Raw genomic sequence first — 16323 nt, forward strand, 5'->3', positions numbered from 1 at the left:
GCTTTCATGTTTACGCCAATTCGTCTTTTCCGCCTCATTCATGCGCACCGCACGTCGTTACCTGGCCCGCGAGATCTATCGCTCCTGCGCAGTGGTCCTCATGGCCCTGCTGGGCCTCTTCACGTTCTTCGCGCTGGTGGACGACCTGGACAACGTCGGCGACAAGTTCTCGATGATGGCCCTGCTGTACATGCAGGCGCTGGCCATCCCCACCCGCCTGTACGATCTCCTGCCCATCGGCCTGCTGATCGGCGCCATCCTGGCGCTGGCCGGGCTGGCGCAGCGCAATGAGCTGGTGATCCTGCGGGTCTCCGGCGTCAGCGGCATGCGGCTGCTGCGCATGCTCTGGATCGTCACCATCCCGCTGATGATCGGCGCCGCCCTGCTGTCCGAGTACGTCACCCCCTGGGCCGAGATGAAATCGGGCGAGGCCAACCTGGTGTTCCGCGGCAAGGCCGGCGGCGACCGGCTGAACAGCGGCTACTGGTTCAAGGAACCCATGGCCAACGGCGGCACCCGCATCATCAACATCGGCGAGCTCAAGGGCGACGGCCAGGTCACCGGCATCACCCTGTACGAATTCAAGAAGGACCTGACGCTGTCGGTGCTGTCCACCGCCCCGAGCGGCCTCTTCGCCCACGGCGACCTGGTGCTGAAAGACGTCTCAGAGACCCGCCTGGACGACAACGCCTCGGAAACGCTGGCCGACGCCCGCCCGCCGAAGAATCCCCCCGCGGTGGTGGTGAAGGTGCCGGAACGCACCGTCGACACCACCCTGAGCGCCGAGCGCCTGCTGGCCCGGATCCTGACGCCTGAGCGGATGTCGATCGCGACGCTGCTCGACTATGTGGATTATTTGCGCAACAACCAGCTGCAATATGGTCGACAGGTCGTCGCCTTGTGGCGCAAACTGGCGTATCCGTTCACGCTGCTGGTGATGATCACCATCGCCGCCCCCATCGGCCTGATGCAGACGCGCCGCGGCGGCGTGGGCGCCAAGGTGTTCATCGGCATCCTGCTGGGCGTGGGCTTCTTCATGCTCAACCAGCTGGCGTTGAACGTCGGCATGCTGGGCAAGTGGCCGCCCTGGCTCACCGCCCTGGGGCCGAACATCGGCGCCATGGCCCTGGCGCTGGGCGCCATGAGCTACATGGAGTACCGCCACACCATCACCCGTATCGTCCAACAACGTTGGCCCTGGAGCAAGAGTCCCGCATGAACGGCAGTATCTGGATGATCGGCGACGTGCAAGGTTGCTGCTCGCCGCTGGATCGCTTGCTGTCCCATTCCGAACTGGTCGGCGATCCGAAGTCGCGCTTCTGGTTCGCGGGGGATCTGGTCAACCGCGGCCCGCAGTCGCTTGCGACGCTGCGCCGCATCATCGACCTGGGCGACCGCGCCACGGTGGTGCTGGGCAATCACGACCTGCACTTGCTGGCCGCCGCCGCGGGCGTGCGCAAGCCGTCCAAGTCGGACACGCTGGACGACATCCTGCGCGCGCCGGATTCAGCCGACCTGATCGACTGGCTGCGCTCGCGCCCGCTGGCGCATTTCGAGCAAAATCACCTGATGGTGCACGCGGGCACGCTGGCCAAATGGGACGTGGCCAAGACGCTGTCGCTGGCGGCCGAGGTGCAGGACGCGCTGCGCGGCCCGAACTGGCAGAAGGCGCTGCAGAAGATGTACGGCAACGAGCCGTCGACGTGGAAGGAAGACCACAAGGGCGGCAAGCGGATGCGGGTGATCATCAATGCGCTGACGCGCATCCGCCTGTGCACGCCGAACGGCCACATGGAGTTCGCGACGAAGGTGACGCCGGGCGCCTGGCCGCCTGGCCTGGTGCCCTGGTTCGACGTGCCGAACCGCGCCACGCGCGACGTGACGACGGTGTTCGGCCACTGGTCGACGCTGGGCCTGATGATGCGTCCGGACGTGATCTGCCTGGATACGGGATGCGTATGGGGCGGGGCGTTGACGGCGTTGCGGTTGCAGGATCGGAAGCTGGTGCAGGTGAAGTGTTCGCAGTTTCAGGATCCGTTGTCTGAGTGATTGCGTTCTTTTCTGGCGGTCCGGGTGTTGAGCGCTGCTGTGTGGGTTTTGGTTTCTCGGTGGTTTTCTGTTGTGGGTTGTTTGGGGTGTAGATCTTCGTAGGTCGCCCCTCGGGCAGGCGGCCCCCGTGGCGGGCGCCCACGATTGCGGTCCGGAGCGTTCGCTCCGGACTTCCCCTTCGTCATCCTCGTCCTCGCCTTCGGCGACTCCTTCGGATTCCCTCGGGCGCATCAAGGTTGCCCGCCACGGGGGCCGCCTGCCCGAGGGGCTACGTGCGTCTTGGCTTGTCGCGCTGCTAGACCTGTGGTCAGGGAAGGGAATTTTCTGGACGCCAATTGTGGCCGCGCGGGCGGCCGCAATTGGCGTTGGTGTGTCTGCAATTGATGCGGGTGCGCTGCGCGCGGGTGACGGGCGGTTTTCTACTGGCTCCGCACGTTGGGAGGTGGGGCGGTGGTGGTCGGCGCGGCGGAAAGCAGGTTGCGCGTAACGAGCCGCTCGCGCCGACCACAAACAATCGAGGATTGGACGGCGCTTTACTTGCGGATGGCCGTGCGCGGCGCGTGAAAGCTATTAGCCCGCGGACGGACGAGTACGGGACGGCACGTGCACCTACCAACCGCAAAATATCAACCCCACGCCGAACCCGCGAGAGCGGCATCACAGATCGCAAGACCCCGCGTAAGCCTCAAAAGGCCGCCCGCGCGGCCGGCTTGAGGCAGGCCCCGCCCCACCATTCCCCGCAAGCGCGCAGCGGCACCCTCAATCGCAAGACATTGCGGATGCCCCCGATGGCCGCCAGCGCGGCCGAGGAAGGGCGACCAACGCAAGATCTTCCATTCCCAAAACCCCGCCGCATAAAAACAACCACCACCATCACCCACACGCGAGAGCGCCGTACCCCCGACGCAACACACCGCGTAAGCCCCAAACGGCCGCCCGCGCGGCCTTTTGGGGCGGGCCCCGCAAGACCCTCTCCCCCCAGCTCCGATGTGCACCAACACCCCAAGCACACATCTCGCCCCAAAGCCCGGGGCTAAGTCTCATCGCGAGCGCGTGGTGGGGTCGGTGGGGGATGGCGGGGCGTGTAGATGCGCCCGAGGGAATCTGAAGGAACAGCCGAAGGCTGTGACGAAGATGACGAAGGGGAAGTCCGGAGCGAACGCTCCGGACCGCAATCGTAGCCCCGCCATCCCCCACCGACCCCGCCGCGCGCGCCTTAAGAACCACTCCCCTCGGCACACCCAGAACGTCACCTCCGAATCTCCGCCAAAAACCTCCGAGCCCGCTCAGTCCCCGGCCGCCCAAAGAACTCCTCCGGCCCCCCCACCTCCACAATCCGCCCCGCATCCATAAACCACACCGTATCGGCCACCTCCCGCGCAAACCCCATCTCGTGCGTCACGCACACCATGGTCATGCCGTCCTTGGCCAGGCCCTTCATCACCTGCAGCACCTCGCCCACCATCTCGGGGTCCAGGGCGCTGGTCGGTTCGTCGAACAGCATCACCGGCGGATTCATCGCCAGCGCCCGCGCGATCGCCACGCGCTGCTGCTGGCCGCCGGACAGCTGCGCGGGATAGGCCTCGGCCTTATGGGACAGGCCCACGCGTTCCAGCAATTGCATCGCGCGGTCGCGCGCCTCGGGGCGGCGGGCGCGCTTCAGTTGCAGCGGGGCCAGCATCAGGTTCTCCAGCACCGACAGGTGCGGGAACAGGTTGAACTGCTGGAACACGAAACCGATGTGGCTGCGCAGCGTGTCCAGGTGCACCTTGCCGCCGTAGATGTCCTGGCCGTCGACCTCGATCACGCCCTTCTGGATCGGCTCCAGCCGGTTCACGGTGCGGATCAGGGTCGACTTGCCCGACCCGGACGGGCCGCACACCACCACCACCTCGCCGCGCTGGACCTGCGCGGTCACGTCGGTCAGCGCCTGATAGTCGCCGTACCACTTCTGCACTTCGGAAAATCGGATCATGTCGGAACCACCTTGGGGGCAGGCGCGCGGCCGGCGCGGCGGCTGCCGATGCGTTTTTCGGTCAGGTGCACCAGCGCGCTCAAGCCGAAATTCAGGATGAAATAGGTCAGCGCCAGCAGCGCGAACACTTCGAACGGCTTGGTCAGCAGCACGCTGTTGATCTGGTTGGCGGCGTACGTCAGTTCCTGCACGCTGATCACGTAGGCCAGCGAGGTTTCCTTCACGGTGGAGACGAACTGGCTCAGCATGCTGGGCAGCATGTTGTAGAGCGCCTGCGGCAGGATCACCCGGCGCATGGTCTGCATGTACGACAGGCCGAGCGCTCGGCCGGCTTCCTGCTGGCCGGGGGGCAGCGCCTGGATGCCGGCGCGGATGATCTCGGCCAGATAGGCGCTTTCGTAGCACACCAGCGCCACCACCATCGTCGTGGTGCCCGCCACCGGCCGGCCGATGATGAGCGGCACGAAGAAGTAGGCCCAGAAGATGAACATCAGCAGCGGCAGGCCGCGCACCAGGTACACCATGGCCGAGGCCGGCCAGCGCAGCGCGCGGTACGGGCTGATGCGGCCCAGCGCCAGCAGCACGCCGCAGGGCAGCGCCAGCGCCAGGCTGATGGCGGCCAGCCCCAGCGTGGCGACCAGGCCGCCGACCGGGCCGTGCGGGTACTGGCCGATGAGCAGCAGCAGCCAGTTGTCTTTGAGGATGTCCCACATTCAATGGCCTCCCAGCGGGCGATAGCGCCGTTGCAGCAATGCGCCGCCGCCCATGATCAGGAACGACAGCAGCAGGTAGATCGCCGTCACCACCGCGTAGGCCTCGAAGGTGCGGAACGTGTAGTTCTCGATTTCGCGGCCGGCGGCGGTCAGTTCGGCCACGCCGATGGCCATGGCCAGGCTGGTGTTCTTGACCAGCAGCAGGGTCTGGTTCAGCAGCGGCGGGATGGCGATGCGGAAGGCCTGCGGCAGCACCACGCAGCGCATGGTGCGCAGAAAGCCCAGGCCCAGCGCGCGCGCCGCCTCGACCTGCCCGGCCGGGATGGCGCGCACGGCGCTGCGCAGGTCTTCGCAGATGTAGGCCGACATCACCAGGCCGATGGCGATGCACGACAGGATGAACTCGCTGCCGTGGGCATTGAGCCAGTCGGTCGCCGCCTGCGGCAGCAGGGCCGGCACGCCGAAGTACCAGAACAGGATGTGCACCAGCATGGGCACGTTGCGATGGAAGGCCACGTACAGCGCGATCAGCGCGTTGGCCACGGGCGAGCCCGTCAGGCGGATGACCGCCAGCAGGCTGCCCACCAGGAACGCCAGGATCCAGGCCAGCCCGGCCAGCGCCAGGGTGGTGACGAGCCCCCTGAGCAGCCAGGCCGGGTATTCCCCCTGGAAGATGGCGGAGAAGTCGAAGACGTAATGCATCGGCTAAGGCTCCAGCGCGACGCGCCTCAACCCTTGATCGCTTCGATGCGGAAGTCGCGCTTCATGTTGAACTGGGTGCCGGCGCCGAACCATTTGTCGAAGATCTGCGCGGCCTTGCCCGAGGCTTCCAGTCCGTCCAGCACCGTGTTCACCTGGTTCAGCATCGCGGTATCGCCGCGGCGCACGCCCATGCCCCACGGCTCCACGAACAGCGCGGGTTCGAGGATCTTGGCCGGCACCGCGCTGGTCGCGGCCTGCTGCTTGAGCTTGACCAGCATCAGCTCGGAGCCGACGAAGCCGCTGACCTTGCCCTGCTGCAACGCGAGGAAGGCGCCGCTGGGGTCCTTGAAGGTGACCGGCTCGACATTGGGGATGAACTTGCGCGCGCCCTGTTCCGACGACGAGCCGCGCACCGCGCTGACGCGCTTGCCGGCCAGGTCGGCGGGTGCCTTCAGGTCCTTGTCCGATTCACGCGCCAGCACCTTCTGCAGGCTCACGAAATGCTGGTGCGAATAGTCGATCTGTTGCGCCCGCTCGGGGCTCCAGCCCAGGTTGGCGGCGACCACGTCGACGCGGCCGGCGATCAGTTCGGGGATGCGGGCCTCGACCGCGATGAGCTTGAGTTCGAGCGGCACGCCCAGGCTCTCGGCCACGGCCTGGCACATGTCGACCTCGTAGCCGACGATGGCGCGGGTCTTCGGGTCCTGGAAGCTGAACGGCTCGGCCGTGCCCATGGTGCCGCAGATGAACTTGCCGCGCGCCTTGATGTCCTGCAGCGTGTCGGCGTGGGCCGCGGGCGCCAGGGTGGCGGCCAGGCCGATGGCGGCCGCGCAGGTGATGATCCAGTGCTTCATGTCGATTCCCTTGAAATATAGGTATGGGTACTGCCAACGATGGCGGCCCCTGCGCGGGGCCGCCGGATTCAAGCCAGCCGGCCGCAGGCCTCGGCGATGCGGCGGCCGCCTTCCTCGATGTTGTCCATCGAAGTCGCGAAACTCAAGCGCAGGTAGGGCGACAGGCCGTAGGCCGCGCCGTCCAGCACCGCCACGCCGGCCTCGTCCAGCAGGAACATGACCACGTCCAGGTCGGTCTGCAGCAGACTGCCTGCCGGCGTGCGCCGTCCCAGCAGGCCAGAGACGTTGGGATAGACATAGAACGCGCCCTGCGGCCGCGGGCAGCGGATGCCCGGCACCGCGTCCAGCAGCGCCACGATGCGGTCGCGGCGCGCGTGGAATACGGCGGCCGCCTCGCCGACGCAGGCCTGGTCGGCGCTCAACGCGACCCGCGCGGCGGCCTGGCTGATGGCGCTGACGCAGCTGGTGCTTTGCGAGATCAGCGTGGCCATGGCCTTGATCAGCGCCCTGGGGCCGCCGGCGTAGCCCAGGCGCCAGCCGGTCATGGCATAGGCCTTGGAGACGCCGTTGATGGTGAGCGTGCGGCCGGCCAGTTCCGGCGCGACGGCGGCCGGCGAGGCATGGCGCTCGTCGCCATAGGCCAGGTGCTCGTAGATTTCGTCGGTCATCAGCCAGACCTGGGGATGCCGCGCCAGCACCTGCGCCAGCGCGCCCAATTCCTGCGCGCTGTACATGGCGCCGGTGGGATTGGACGGCGTGTTCAGCACCAGCCACCGGGTGCGCGGCGTGATGGCGCGTTCCAGCGCCTCGGGCGTGAGCTTGAAGCCGTCGGCCTCCGGGCATGCCACCACCACCGGCGTGCCATCGTTGACCAGCACCATGTCCGGATACGACACCCAGTACGGCGCGGGAATGATGACCTCGTCGCCGGCCTGCACGGTGGCGGCCAGCGCGGTGTGGAGCAGTTGCTTGGCGCCCACGCCGACGATCAGTTCGTCCAGCCCGTAGTCCAGCCCGTTCTCGCGCTGGAACTTGGCGCGCACCGCTTCCAGCAGCGGCCGCGAGCCGGTCGACGCCGTGTAGCGGATGTCGCCGCTGTTGAGCGCGTCGATGCCCGCCTGCACGATGTGCGCCGGCGTCGGCAGGTCGGGCTCGCCCACGGTGAAGTCGATGATGTCGCGCCCCTGCGCGCGCAGCTGGTCGACGCGGGTCTTGGCCGCCATGCTGGGCGAGGGCTTGATGGCGCGGGCGCGCGCCGCCAGCAACAAGGTGTCGGCGCCGCTCATGCCAGGCCCTTGGCGGCGAATGCCGCCTGCATCCAGCTCTGCGTGCGGTCGCCGCCGTCGATCTCGGCCATGATGCGCGCTTCCTTGTCGGCATGCGCGTGCGCCGCGGCGATCAGCGCCGGCGCCTCGTCGGCCGCGAAGCTCACCAGGCCGTCCTCGTCGCCCACCACGATGTCGCCCGGATGGATCACCTGGCCGCCGATGGACACGGGCACGTTGACCTCGCCCGGACCGTCCTTGTAGGGGCCGCGATGGATGTGGCCGCGCGCATAGCAGGGAAACGCGTCGGCCTCGAATGCGCCGACGTCGCGGATGGCGCCGTCCACCACCACGCCGGCGCAGCCGTGCGCCTGCAGGTAGCGCTTCATGATCTCGCCCAGCACCGCGTTGGACAGGTCGCCGCCGGCGTCCACCACCAGCACGTGGCCAGGCTGCACCTGCATCATGGCCTTGTAGATCATCAGGTTGTCGCCGGGGCGGGTCTTGACGGTGAGCGCGGTGCCGACCAGCTTGCCGGCGCGGTTGTAGCGATGCAGCCCGGCGATGCCTTCGCGGCGCGCCAGGTTGTCGCTGAGGTGCGGCGTGACGATGCCGGCCAGCGCCTGCAGGATGGAATCGGGGGCAACGGGTGCGGCCGGCAATATGCGCGTGCCGGTGATGAGGGTGGCCATGGCGGTCTGCGTAGTCCTGAAACGAATGAGTCAGACCGCATGGTCGGCGCTTTCGGCGATCCGAAAAAGGGATTAAATTTCCACGAAATTCATCCCTTTTAGGAATATAAGGGTTATCACTTAGCGGAAATTTTGGAATGAATCAGACCTTCCTCGGGAGCGCCCGATGCTGACTTTCAAGCAGATCGAGGCGCTCTACTGGACCGTGCGCCTGGGCACGTTCTCGGCTTCGGCGCAAAAACTGCACACCACCCAGTCGGCCATCACCAAGCGCATCCAGGAACTGGAAGCGGACTTCGACGTGGCCCTGTTCGACCGCTCCGGCCACCGCGCCGAACTGACCGCGCGCGGCCACGAGGTGTATGCCCTGGCCGAGGAAATGCTGGGCCACCGCGACCGCCTGCTGGTGCGCCTGAAGGGCCAGCACACGCTGACCGGCACGTTCCGCTTCGGCATCACCGAGATCACCGCGATGACCTGGCTGCCGGCCCTGATCCGCCTGCTGCGCGCGCACTATCCGCGCATCACGCTGGAGCCGCACATCGACCTGGGCGCGGACCTGCAGAAGCGGTTGCAGGCGGGCCAGCTGGACATGGCGTTCCTGCATGGCGAGTTCGCCGAGCCGGGCCTGGAGGTGGTGGCGCTACAGCGCCTGGAGTTCGCCTGGATGGGCAGCCCCGACATGATCGACCCGAGCCGCGTCTACACGCCGGCGGACATCGCCACCCTGCCGCTATTGCGGCAGAGCCGGGAGTCGGGCCTGAACATGATCTACGACGGCTGGCTCAAGCCGCATACGCCGGCCAGCAACATGTTCACCATCAACAGCCTGATCGCCATGGCGGGCCTGACCGCGGCCGGCTTCGGGGTGAGTTGCCTGCCGCGGGATTATTTCGCGGAGATGGTGAGCGCCAAGCAGCTGGTGATTGCGCGGACCAGCACGGCGGCGCCACAGTCGGTGTACTGCGCGATGTACCGGAAGGGGGCTGATGATGCGTTTTGTGAGAGTGTTGCTGAGTTGGCGCGGAGTTGTTGTGATTTTTCTTCTAATGGGCGGCACTAGAACGGGGGGGTGAAGTTGGTTCTTAAGACGCGCGTGTCGGGGTCGGTGGGGGAGGGCGGGGCTACGATTGCGGTCCGGAGCGTTCGCTCCGGACTTCCCCTTCGTCATCTTCGTCACAGCCTTCGGCTGTTCCTTCAGATTCCCTCGGGCGCATCTACACGCCCCGCCCTCCCCCACCGACCCCGACACGCGCTCGCGATGAGACTTAGCCTCGGGCGTTGGGACGGTCTGTGTGCTTGGCGTGTTGGTGCACATCGGAGCTGGGGGGAGAGGATCTTGCGGGGCCCGCCCCAAGGCGGCCGCGCGGGCGGCCGTTTGGGGCTTACGCGGGGTCTTGCGTCTGAGCGATGACGCTCTCGCGTGTGGGTGGGGGTGTTGGTGTTCTTGCGCTGCGGTGGCTTGGGAGTGGAAGATCTTGCGTCGGTCGCCCTTCCTCGGCCGCGCAGGCGGCCATCGGGGGCATCCGCAATGTCTTGCGATTGAGGATGCCGCTGCGCGCATGTGAAGAATGGTGGGGCGGGGCCCGCCTCAAACCGGCCGCGCGGGCGGCCTTTTGAGGCTTACGCGGGGTCTTGCGTCAGGTGATGACGCTTCGCGAGTGGGGAGCCACGGAATCGTTTGCTATTGAAAGCCTGTCGGCACCACGACTGTTTGTGGGCGGCGCGAGCGGCTCGTCACGCGCAACACATTTTTCTGCCGCGCCGACCACCACCGCCCCACCCCCCGACGTGAGGAACATTAGAAAACCGCTCTAAACCAGCGCGCAGCGCACCCGCATCACTTGCAGATATACCAACGCCAATTGCGGCCGCCCGCGCGGCCACAATTGGCGTCCAGATAGTTCCCTTCCCCGACCACAGGTCTAGCAGCGCGACAGGCCAAGACGCACGTAGCCCCTCGGGCAGGCGGCCCCCGTGGCGGGCAACCTTGATGCGCCCGAGGGAATCCGAAGGCAGCCGCCGGCAGGCGGCAACGAGGATGACGAAGGGGAAGTCCGGAGCGAACGCTCCGGACCGCAATCGTGGGCGCCCGCCACGGGGGCCGACTGCCCGAGGGGCGACCTACGAAGATCCACGACGCCAAGAAAAAAAGCTAGAACCGAACGTTCAAGCCCAAAGCAGCACCCTCAAAGCACCGCCTGAATCGCATCCCGAGCCTGATGCGACAGTTCCAACCGCGTCGGCAACGTCCCATCCGCATGCGTCGTCGCCAACACCGGCAAGAACAGCACTTCCACCGACAGCCCTGTCGTCCCCATCACGCGCCAGAGATTCGCCACCAGCGTTTCCTCGCCCACGAAAGCCGCGAAACCGCTGCGTTCGCCGTGTTGCAGGAAGCGCAGGGCCACCGGCTGGATCTCGACCGCGGCCGAGCGGGCCGGCTCGAACAGGCTTGCGTGGAACGGGCGCAGCGTGAAACCTTCGCTCGTCGTGCCTTCCGGGAACAGGCCCACCGCGTCGCCCTGCTTGAAGCGCGCCTGCATCGACTCGCCCATCGCGTGCACCGCGTGGCGCTGGCCGCGTTCGATGAACAGCGTGCCCGCGCCCGCCACCAGCCAGCCGATCACCGGCCAGCTGCGGATCTCGCTCTTGGCCACGAACGACGTGGCGCGCGCCGAATTCAGCACGAAGATATCGATCCACGACACGTGGTTCGCCACCAGCAGCACCGGCCCCGTCATGCGCGGCTCGCCCTTGAAGACGACCCGCAGGCCACAGGCCGCCATCAGGCAGCGCGACCAGGTACGGTTCAGCCAGGCCCGCGACTTCGGGCGCAGCAGCGGATACACCAGGCCCACGCACAGCAGGCCGAAGACAATCAACGGCACCACCAGCATCAGGCGAAGGACAAAGCGCAGCAGCTTCAAACAGGGGTCTCCCAGGCCGGGCGGCCACTCACCAGGGTGGCGCGGACACGACCGGGCAGCATCATACCCGCGAACGGCGTATGACGGCTGTGGCTTTGCAGCGCGCCGGGCGTCACCAGCCATTCGGCCTCCAGGTCCACCAGGCACAGGTCGGCCGGCGCCCCCACGCCCAGCTGCCCCAGGCCCGCCAGCGCCGGCGACAGGCCGCGCAGCACCGCCGCCGGCCCCGACGTCACCCGGGCCAGCGCTCGCGGCAGCGGCAGGCGGGCGTCGCGGGCCCATTTCAGCGCCAGCGACAGCAGCAATTCCAGGCCCGTGGCGCCGGGCTGCGAGTGCGGGAACGGGACGGACTTGCCGCCATCGTCCACCACCGCATGGTCCGAACACAGGGCGTCCACCAGCCCCTCGCGCAGCGCCGCCTGGATCGCGTCGCGGTCGCGTTGGCCTCCCAGCGGCGGGCGCAGGTGGAAATCCGTATTGAAATAACCGATGTCCACGTCCGTCAGGTGCAGGCTGTTGGCCGAGACGTCGGCGCTGACCGGCAGCCCTTCGCGGCGCGCGGCGCGCAGCAGGTCCAGGCCGCGGGCGGTGGACAGGCGCGACAGGTGCACGCGGGCGCCGGTGGCGCGTTGCAACTCGAAAATCGTCTGCAGGGCCAGCGCCTCGGCCTGCGGCGGCAGGCCTTCCAGGCCCAGGCGGTCGGCGTAGGCGCCAGCGGCGACCACCGCGCCCTGCGCCAGCCAGGGGTCCTGCGGCCGCAGCCACAGCGCCAGGCCCTGCCCGGCGGCATAGCGCATGGCGCCCCATAGCACCCGGGTGTCGACGATGCCGGACTCGCCCTGCGAGAACGCCACGCAGCCGGCCTGCGCCAGCAGGCCCATTTCGGCCAGGGTCTCGCCGCGCAGGCCGACCGTCAGCGCGCCAAGCGGCAGCACCCGGCCGTGCCCGGCCGGCGCCTCGCGCAGCAGCGCCTCGACCTTGGCCGGTTCGTCCAGCGGCGTGGCGGCGTCCGGCGGCAGGGCCAGCGTGGTCACGCCGCCCGCCAGCGCGGCGCGCAGTTCGGCGGCGGACAGGCGGGCCTCGGCCGCCGTGCCCGGCTCCGGGCGCAGCACGCGCGCCGACAGGTCCACCAGGCCCGGCAGCACGGCCAGGCCGGCGGCGTCGATGCGGTGGTCGGCCTGGAAGCCGTCGGGCGACTGGCCGACCGCCGCCACGCGGCCGTCGGCGATGAACAGGTCCTGCAGGCCGTCGCGGTCGTGGGCCGGGTCGATCAGGCGGCCATTGGCGATGTGCAGCCTCATGCGGCGACTCCCGCCAGCACGCTCAGCGCGGCCAGGCGCAAATGGCCTTCGGACCGGGCCAGGCCGGCCTCGATGTCGCCCAGGCCGGCGGCGACGTCGCCATCGACCTCGATGCCCGGCGTCAGCGCGGCGGCGGGCAGCAGCAGGGCATCGGGCCGGGCCAGCGCCAGGCGGGTCGGCGTCAGGCCATAGGCGGCGGCGTATTCGCGCGCCGACGGCAGCAGCGCGCCGCTCATGCGCTCGGCGCGCAGGGGCAGCACGATCACGACGTCGGCTTCGGCCAGGCATTCGTGCAGCGTGGCGCAGGCCCGCACGCCCAGCTGCGGCAGGCCGTCGGGCAACAGGGTGCGCGGCGCGGCGGCGCGCACTTCGGGCACGCCCAGGGTAGTCATGGCATGGATCAGGCTGCGGGCCACGGCGCTGTGGCGGATGTCGCCCACCAGCGCCACGGCCAGGTTGGTCAGGTCGTGCCTGGCCTGCAGCATCGCCTGCACGCGGGCCAGCGCCGGCAGTGGATCGGCGTGCGCGCCGTCGCCGGCGTTGAGGATGCGCAGGCCCGGCGCGCGGGCGCCGGCGGCGCTGACGGCGGCGCCGCTGGCCGGATGCCGCAGCACCAGGATGCCGGCCGGCAGGCCGGCGGCGACCGCGGCGGGAGACAACGCGGCGTCGGCGGCAAGATCGCCGGCGCCCACGCCATGGCCGCGGTCCACCCCGGCGTCGGCGCCCGGGCCATTGGCCTGCAGCGCCACGGGCCGCAGGCCCAGGCGCGCGGCGGCGGCCTCGAAGCCATGGCGCAGGCCGGCATCGCCGGCGGGCAGGCTCAGGAACATGGGCAGGTCGGCGTCGGCGACGGCAGGCGCGGCGTCGGCGGCGAATGCGGCCGCCGTGTCCAACAGCCGTTCGACATGGCGGCGCGGCAGCCCTTCCGTCGTCAGCAGATGCAGCAGTTCGCCACGGCGGTCGAGTTGCGGATTGAGCATGGGCGGGCCGGCGTCGGCGTCAGGGCGCCGGCGGCTTGTCCAGGTAGCGTTGCAGGATGACGGCGGCCGCCATCGCGTCGTCGGCCGCGTGCGTGCCCAGCAGGCGCTGGGCCTCCATGCTGGAGCCGCGCTCGTCGACCAGCTCCACCGCGATGCCGAAGCGGCCGTGCAGCTGGTTGGCGAAGCGGCGGCAGCGCGCCGTGGCGGGCTGCTCGCCGCCGTCGGCGTCGAGCGCCAGGCCGACCACCACGCGATGCGGCTGCCATTCCCGCAGCAGCGCCTCGATACGCGCGAAGCGCACGTCGCGCACCTCGCTGAAGATGATTTCCAGCGGCCGCGCGTGGCCGGTCAGCGTGTTGCCGATGGCCACGCCGATTTTCTTCTCGCCGAAATCGAATGCCAGCAGGGTCTCTTCAGGCATGGCCCGCGTCGCCGGCCAGCATCACGGGATCGATGCCCAGCAGCTTGAGCGCGGCGGGGTAGCGATCCTCGGGCGGCACGTCGAAGATGATGTGGTCGTCGGCGCCGACCGACAGCCAGGCGTTCTGGCCCATTTCGCTTTCGAGCTGGCCGGCGCCCCAGCCGGCGTAGCCCAGCGTGACCAGCATGCGGGCGGGCCCGTTGCCGTCGGCCACCGCTTGCAGCACGTCGCGCGAGGTGGTCAGGGCCATGGCGCCGAGCTTGATGCTGGAGCTGTAGTCGCCGGCGGGCGCGTGCAGCACGAAGCCGCGGTCGGTCTGCACCGGACCGCCGAAGAACACCAGCGTGTCCTTGACCGGGCCGATCTCGAGCGTCAGGTCGATGCGCTCGAACAGCGTGCCCAGGGTCAGGTCGGTGGGCCGGTTGATGACCAGGCCCAATGCGCCACGCTCGGTGTGCTCGCAGATGTAGATCACCGAGCCGGCCAGGCTGCCTTCGACCATGCCCGGCATGGCGATCAGGAACTGGTTGGCGAAGTTGGCGGCCTGCTGCGTGGAGGCCTCTTCGTGGTGTTTTTCCGTCATGGCAACCCCTCTGTGGGTAGTCGGATAGAACCGCCTTGGCGGAAGACGACGGCGCTGCGCGTCAGATTTCCATCAGTTCGAAGTCCTCTTTGCGGGCGCCGCATTCAGGACAGACCCAGTTCGGCGGCACATCTTCCCAGCGGGTGCCGGGCGCGATGCCTTCGTCGGGCAGGCCAGCCTCTTCGTCGTAGACCCAGCCACAAATCAGACACATCCAAGTACGCATAGTTCTCTCTTACATCAATTCCCTGCCGTTGTCCCCGCGACGGGGCAAAGGCGGGAGGCATCCATTAGAATGGGGACAATCTTACCGAAACCCAATAGGGGTTCCCCTGATTCTCCGCAAATGAGTCCGGGCACCCTTACTCTAGCGCTGTCCACGTGGCCCCCGTTACTCCCCCTCTCGTTTTGGTCTTCGGTCCGCTCGATCCCTCGGGCGCAGACGGTTTGCCCGCGGACGCCGTGACCTGCGCCCGCCTGGGCTGTCATGGCTTGGCGGCCGTCACGGCGCTGACCGTGCAGGATACCGCCGGCATCGAAGAAATCCATCCCGTTTCACCCGACCTGCTGGACGACCAGGCACGCTGCCTGCTCGAGGACATGTCCGTACAGGCAATCAAGGTGGGCGGACTATACACCGCCGAAACGGCAAGCGTCGCCGCGCAAGTTGCGGCGGATTACAGCCAGGTGCCGCTGGTGCTGCACCTGGGCCAGCGCGCCCAGGTGCCGGCCGACGCCGCCGACGAGGACGACGCCGACGACCTGCTGGCCGCCATCCTCGAACTGGTGCTGCCGCAGACCGACCTGCTGATCGTCGAGCACCTGCGGCTGGCGCAATGGCACGCCGATGGCGACATTGATATCGGGGACGCACCGTCGCCGATGCACGCCCTGGTCGCCGCCGGCGCCGAATGGGTGCTGGTGCTAGGCAGCCCGCAGCGGCCCGGCCACCACGCCAACGTGCTGCTGGGGCCCAACGGCCAGACCACCACCCTGCCCTGGCAGGCGCCCCCGGACCGCAACGGCGACGCCGGCGGCCTGGCCGCCACCGCCATCACCGCCCTGCTGGCGCGCGGACTGGACATGCCCGAGGCCGTGCGCCAGGGCCTGGCCCACGCCGATGCGGCGGTCGCCGCCAGTTTCCTGCCGGGCATGGGCCGGCGCATCCCCAACCGGATCCAGCCGCAATGAAAGCCTTGCGATTCCCCGCCGGCCTGTACGGCGTGACCCCCGAATGGGACGACACCGAGCGCCTGGTGCGCGCGGTGCGCCAGGCCGCCGACGGCGGCATGCGCGCGCTGCAGTTGCGCCGCAAGGACGTGCCCGACGCGGTGCGCGCCGAGCAGGCGCGCGCCCTGGCGCCGCTGTGCCGCGAACTGGGCGTGGTGTTCCTCATCAATGACGACTGGCGCCTGGCGCTCGAGGTCGGCGCCGACGGCGCCCACGTCGGCCGCGACGACGACAGCCTGGCCCGCATCCGCGCCGAGGCCGGCCCCGACCTGATCCTGGGCGGCTCCAGCTACGACGACCTAGCCCGCGCCCGCGAGCTGCTCGACGCCGGCGCCGACTACATCGCCTTCGGCGCCATGTTCCCCTCGCGCGTCAAGCCGGACACCGTGCGCGCGCCGCTGTCGGTGCTGACCGAGGCCCGCGCCCTGGTCGAGGAACGCGACGCGCCGCGACCCGCGGTGGTCGCCATCGGCGGCATCACGCCCGAGAACGCGGCCCTGGTGGCCGCCGCCGGCGCCGACTCGATCGCCGTCATCACCGGCCTGTTCGAGGCGCCCGCGATCCGCGCCGCCGCCGCGGCCTGCGCCGCGCCCTACTCCATCAACCGCAACCTGAAGCCTTGATCGCC

The 16323-nt window shown here is 68.9% G+C and carries 17 protein-coding genes; 5 read left to right on the forward strand and 12 right to left on the reverse strand.

What is annotated here, in order from left to right; genetic code table 11:
* Positions 1–40: 40 nt before the first annotated feature.
* Together lptG and AC1HFW_RS17705 are read left to right on the forward strand one after the other, a co-directional pair.
* Positions 41–1219 (forward strand): LPS export ABC transporter permease LptG, encoded by a 1179-nt coding sequence (lptG, locus tag AC1HFW_RS17700; RefSeq protein ID WP_035359956.1) that lies wholly within the window; start codon positions 41–43, stop codon positions 1217–1219.
* On the forward strand, positions 1216–2049 hold the full coding sequence (locus AC1HFW_RS17705; protein WP_006392740.1) for a symmetrical bis(5'-nucleosyl)-tetraphosphatase: 834 nt from the start codon (positions 1216–1218) through the stop codon (positions 2047–2049). The genes lptG and AC1HFW_RS17705 overlap by 4 nt, the downstream gene beginning before the upstream one ends.
* A gap of 1249 nt (positions 2050–3298) precedes the next feature.
* On the opposite strand, the gene AC1HFW_RS17710 is transcribed toward AC1HFW_RS17705, so the two are convergent.
* The 6 genes from AC1HFW_RS17710 to AC1HFW_RS17735 form a co-directional block, all read right to left on the reverse strand.
* Positions 3299–4024, reverse strand: coding sequence for an amino acid ABC transporter ATP-binding protein (locus AC1HFW_RS17710; RefSeq protein ID WP_006392738.1), 726 nt, complete (start codon positions 4022–4024; stop codon positions 3299–3301).
* Positions 4021–4737: an amino acid ABC transporter permease gene (locus AC1HFW_RS17715; protein WP_006392737.1), complete on the reverse strand. Its 717-nt coding sequence runs from the start codon at positions 4735–4737 to the stop codon at positions 4021–4023. Before AC1HFW_RS17715 ends, AC1HFW_RS17710 begins: the two co-directional genes overlap by 4 nt.
* Entirely contained in the window at positions 4738–5439 is a 702-nt protein-coding gene (locus AC1HFW_RS17720) for an amino acid ABC transporter permease (RefSeq protein ID WP_006392736.1), read from the reverse strand.
* A gap of 26 nt (positions 5440–5465) precedes the next feature.
* Positions 5466–6293: an ABC transporter substrate-binding protein gene (locus tag AC1HFW_RS17725; protein ID WP_116523137.1), complete on the reverse strand. Its 828-nt coding sequence runs from the start codon at positions 6291–6293 to the stop codon at positions 5466–5468.
* 68 nt (positions 6294–6361) lie between these two features.
* Positions 6362–7579: an aminotransferase class I/II-fold pyridoxal phosphate-dependent enzyme gene (locus AC1HFW_RS17730; RefSeq protein ID WP_241074505.1), complete on the reverse strand. Its 1218-nt coding sequence runs from the start codon at positions 7577–7579 to the stop codon at positions 6362–6364.
* Complete coding sequence (locus tag AC1HFW_RS17735; RefSeq protein ID WP_479284638.1) at positions 7576–8250, reverse strand: RraA family protein; 675 nt, start codon at positions 8248–8250, stop codon at positions 7576–7578. The genes AC1HFW_RS17730 and AC1HFW_RS17735 overlap by 4 nt, the downstream gene beginning before the upstream one ends.
* Positions 8251–8416: 166 nt before the next feature.
* Between AC1HFW_RS17735 and AC1HFW_RS17740 the strand changes: the two genes are divergently transcribed.
* A complete protein-coding gene (locus AC1HFW_RS17740) occupies positions 8417–9313 on the forward strand; it encodes a LysR family transcriptional regulator (protein WP_479284639.1) in 897 nt (298 codons plus the stop codon).
* 1126 nt (positions 9314–10439) lie between these two features.
* On the opposite strand, the gene AC1HFW_RS17745 is transcribed toward AC1HFW_RS17740, so the two are convergent.
* From AC1HFW_RS17745 to AC1HFW_RS17770, 6 genes are all read right to left on the reverse strand, one after another.
* Positions 10440–11180: a lysophospholipid acyltransferase family protein gene (locus tag AC1HFW_RS17745; RefSeq protein ID WP_006396228.1), complete on the reverse strand. Its 741-nt coding sequence runs from the start codon at positions 11178–11180 to the stop codon at positions 10440–10442.
* Positions 11177–12481 carry a dihydroorotase gene (locus tag AC1HFW_RS17750; RefSeq protein WP_479284640.1) on the reverse strand — a complete coding sequence of 435 codons (1305 nt, stop codon included), beginning with the start codon at positions 12479–12481 and terminating at the stop codon, positions 11177–11179. Before AC1HFW_RS17750 ends, AC1HFW_RS17745 begins: the two co-directional genes overlap by 4 nt.
* Complete coding sequence (locus tag AC1HFW_RS17755) at positions 12478–13461, reverse strand: aspartate carbamoyltransferase (RefSeq protein WP_479284642.1); 984 nt, start codon at positions 13459–13461, stop codon at positions 12478–12480. The genes AC1HFW_RS17750 and AC1HFW_RS17755 overlap by 4 nt, the downstream gene beginning before the upstream one ends.
* Positions 13462–13480: 19 nt before the next feature.
* A complete protein-coding gene (gene ruvX, locus AC1HFW_RS17760; RefSeq protein WP_006392730.1) occupies positions 13481–13882 on the reverse strand; it encodes a Holliday junction resolvase RuvX in 402 nt (133 codons plus the stop codon).
* Positions 13875–14465: a YqgE/AlgH family protein gene (locus tag AC1HFW_RS17765; protein ID WP_006392729.1), complete on the reverse strand. Its 591-nt coding sequence runs from the start codon at positions 14463–14465 to the stop codon at positions 13875–13877. Before AC1HFW_RS17765 ends, ruvX begins: the two co-directional genes overlap by 8 nt.
* 61 nt (positions 14466–14526) lie before the next feature.
* Positions 14527–14691 carry a rubredoxin gene (locus AC1HFW_RS17770; RefSeq protein ID WP_003814980.1) on the reverse strand — a complete coding sequence of 55 codons (165 nt, stop codon included), beginning with the start codon at positions 14689–14691 and terminating at the stop codon, positions 14527–14529.
* A gap of 155 nt (positions 14692–14846) precedes the next feature.
* Here AC1HFW_RS17770 and AC1HFW_RS17775 point away from each other — a divergent pair, with 155 nt between their 5' ends.
* Positions 14847–15656 (forward strand): bifunctional hydroxymethylpyrimidine kinase/phosphomethylpyrimidine kinase, encoded by an 810-nt coding sequence (locus AC1HFW_RS17775; RefSeq protein ID WP_085943734.1) that lies wholly within the window; start codon positions 14847–14849, stop codon positions 15654–15656.
* Positions 15653–16318, forward strand: coding sequence for a thiamine phosphate synthase (gene thiE, locus AC1HFW_RS17780; RefSeq protein ID WP_006392727.1), 666 nt, complete (start codon positions 15653–15655; stop codon positions 16316–16318). The genes AC1HFW_RS17775 and thiE overlap by 4 nt, the downstream gene beginning before the upstream one ends.
* Positions 16319–16323: the final 5 nt, after the last annotated feature.

Source organism: Achromobacter sp. ISS7, assembly GCF_056523125.1.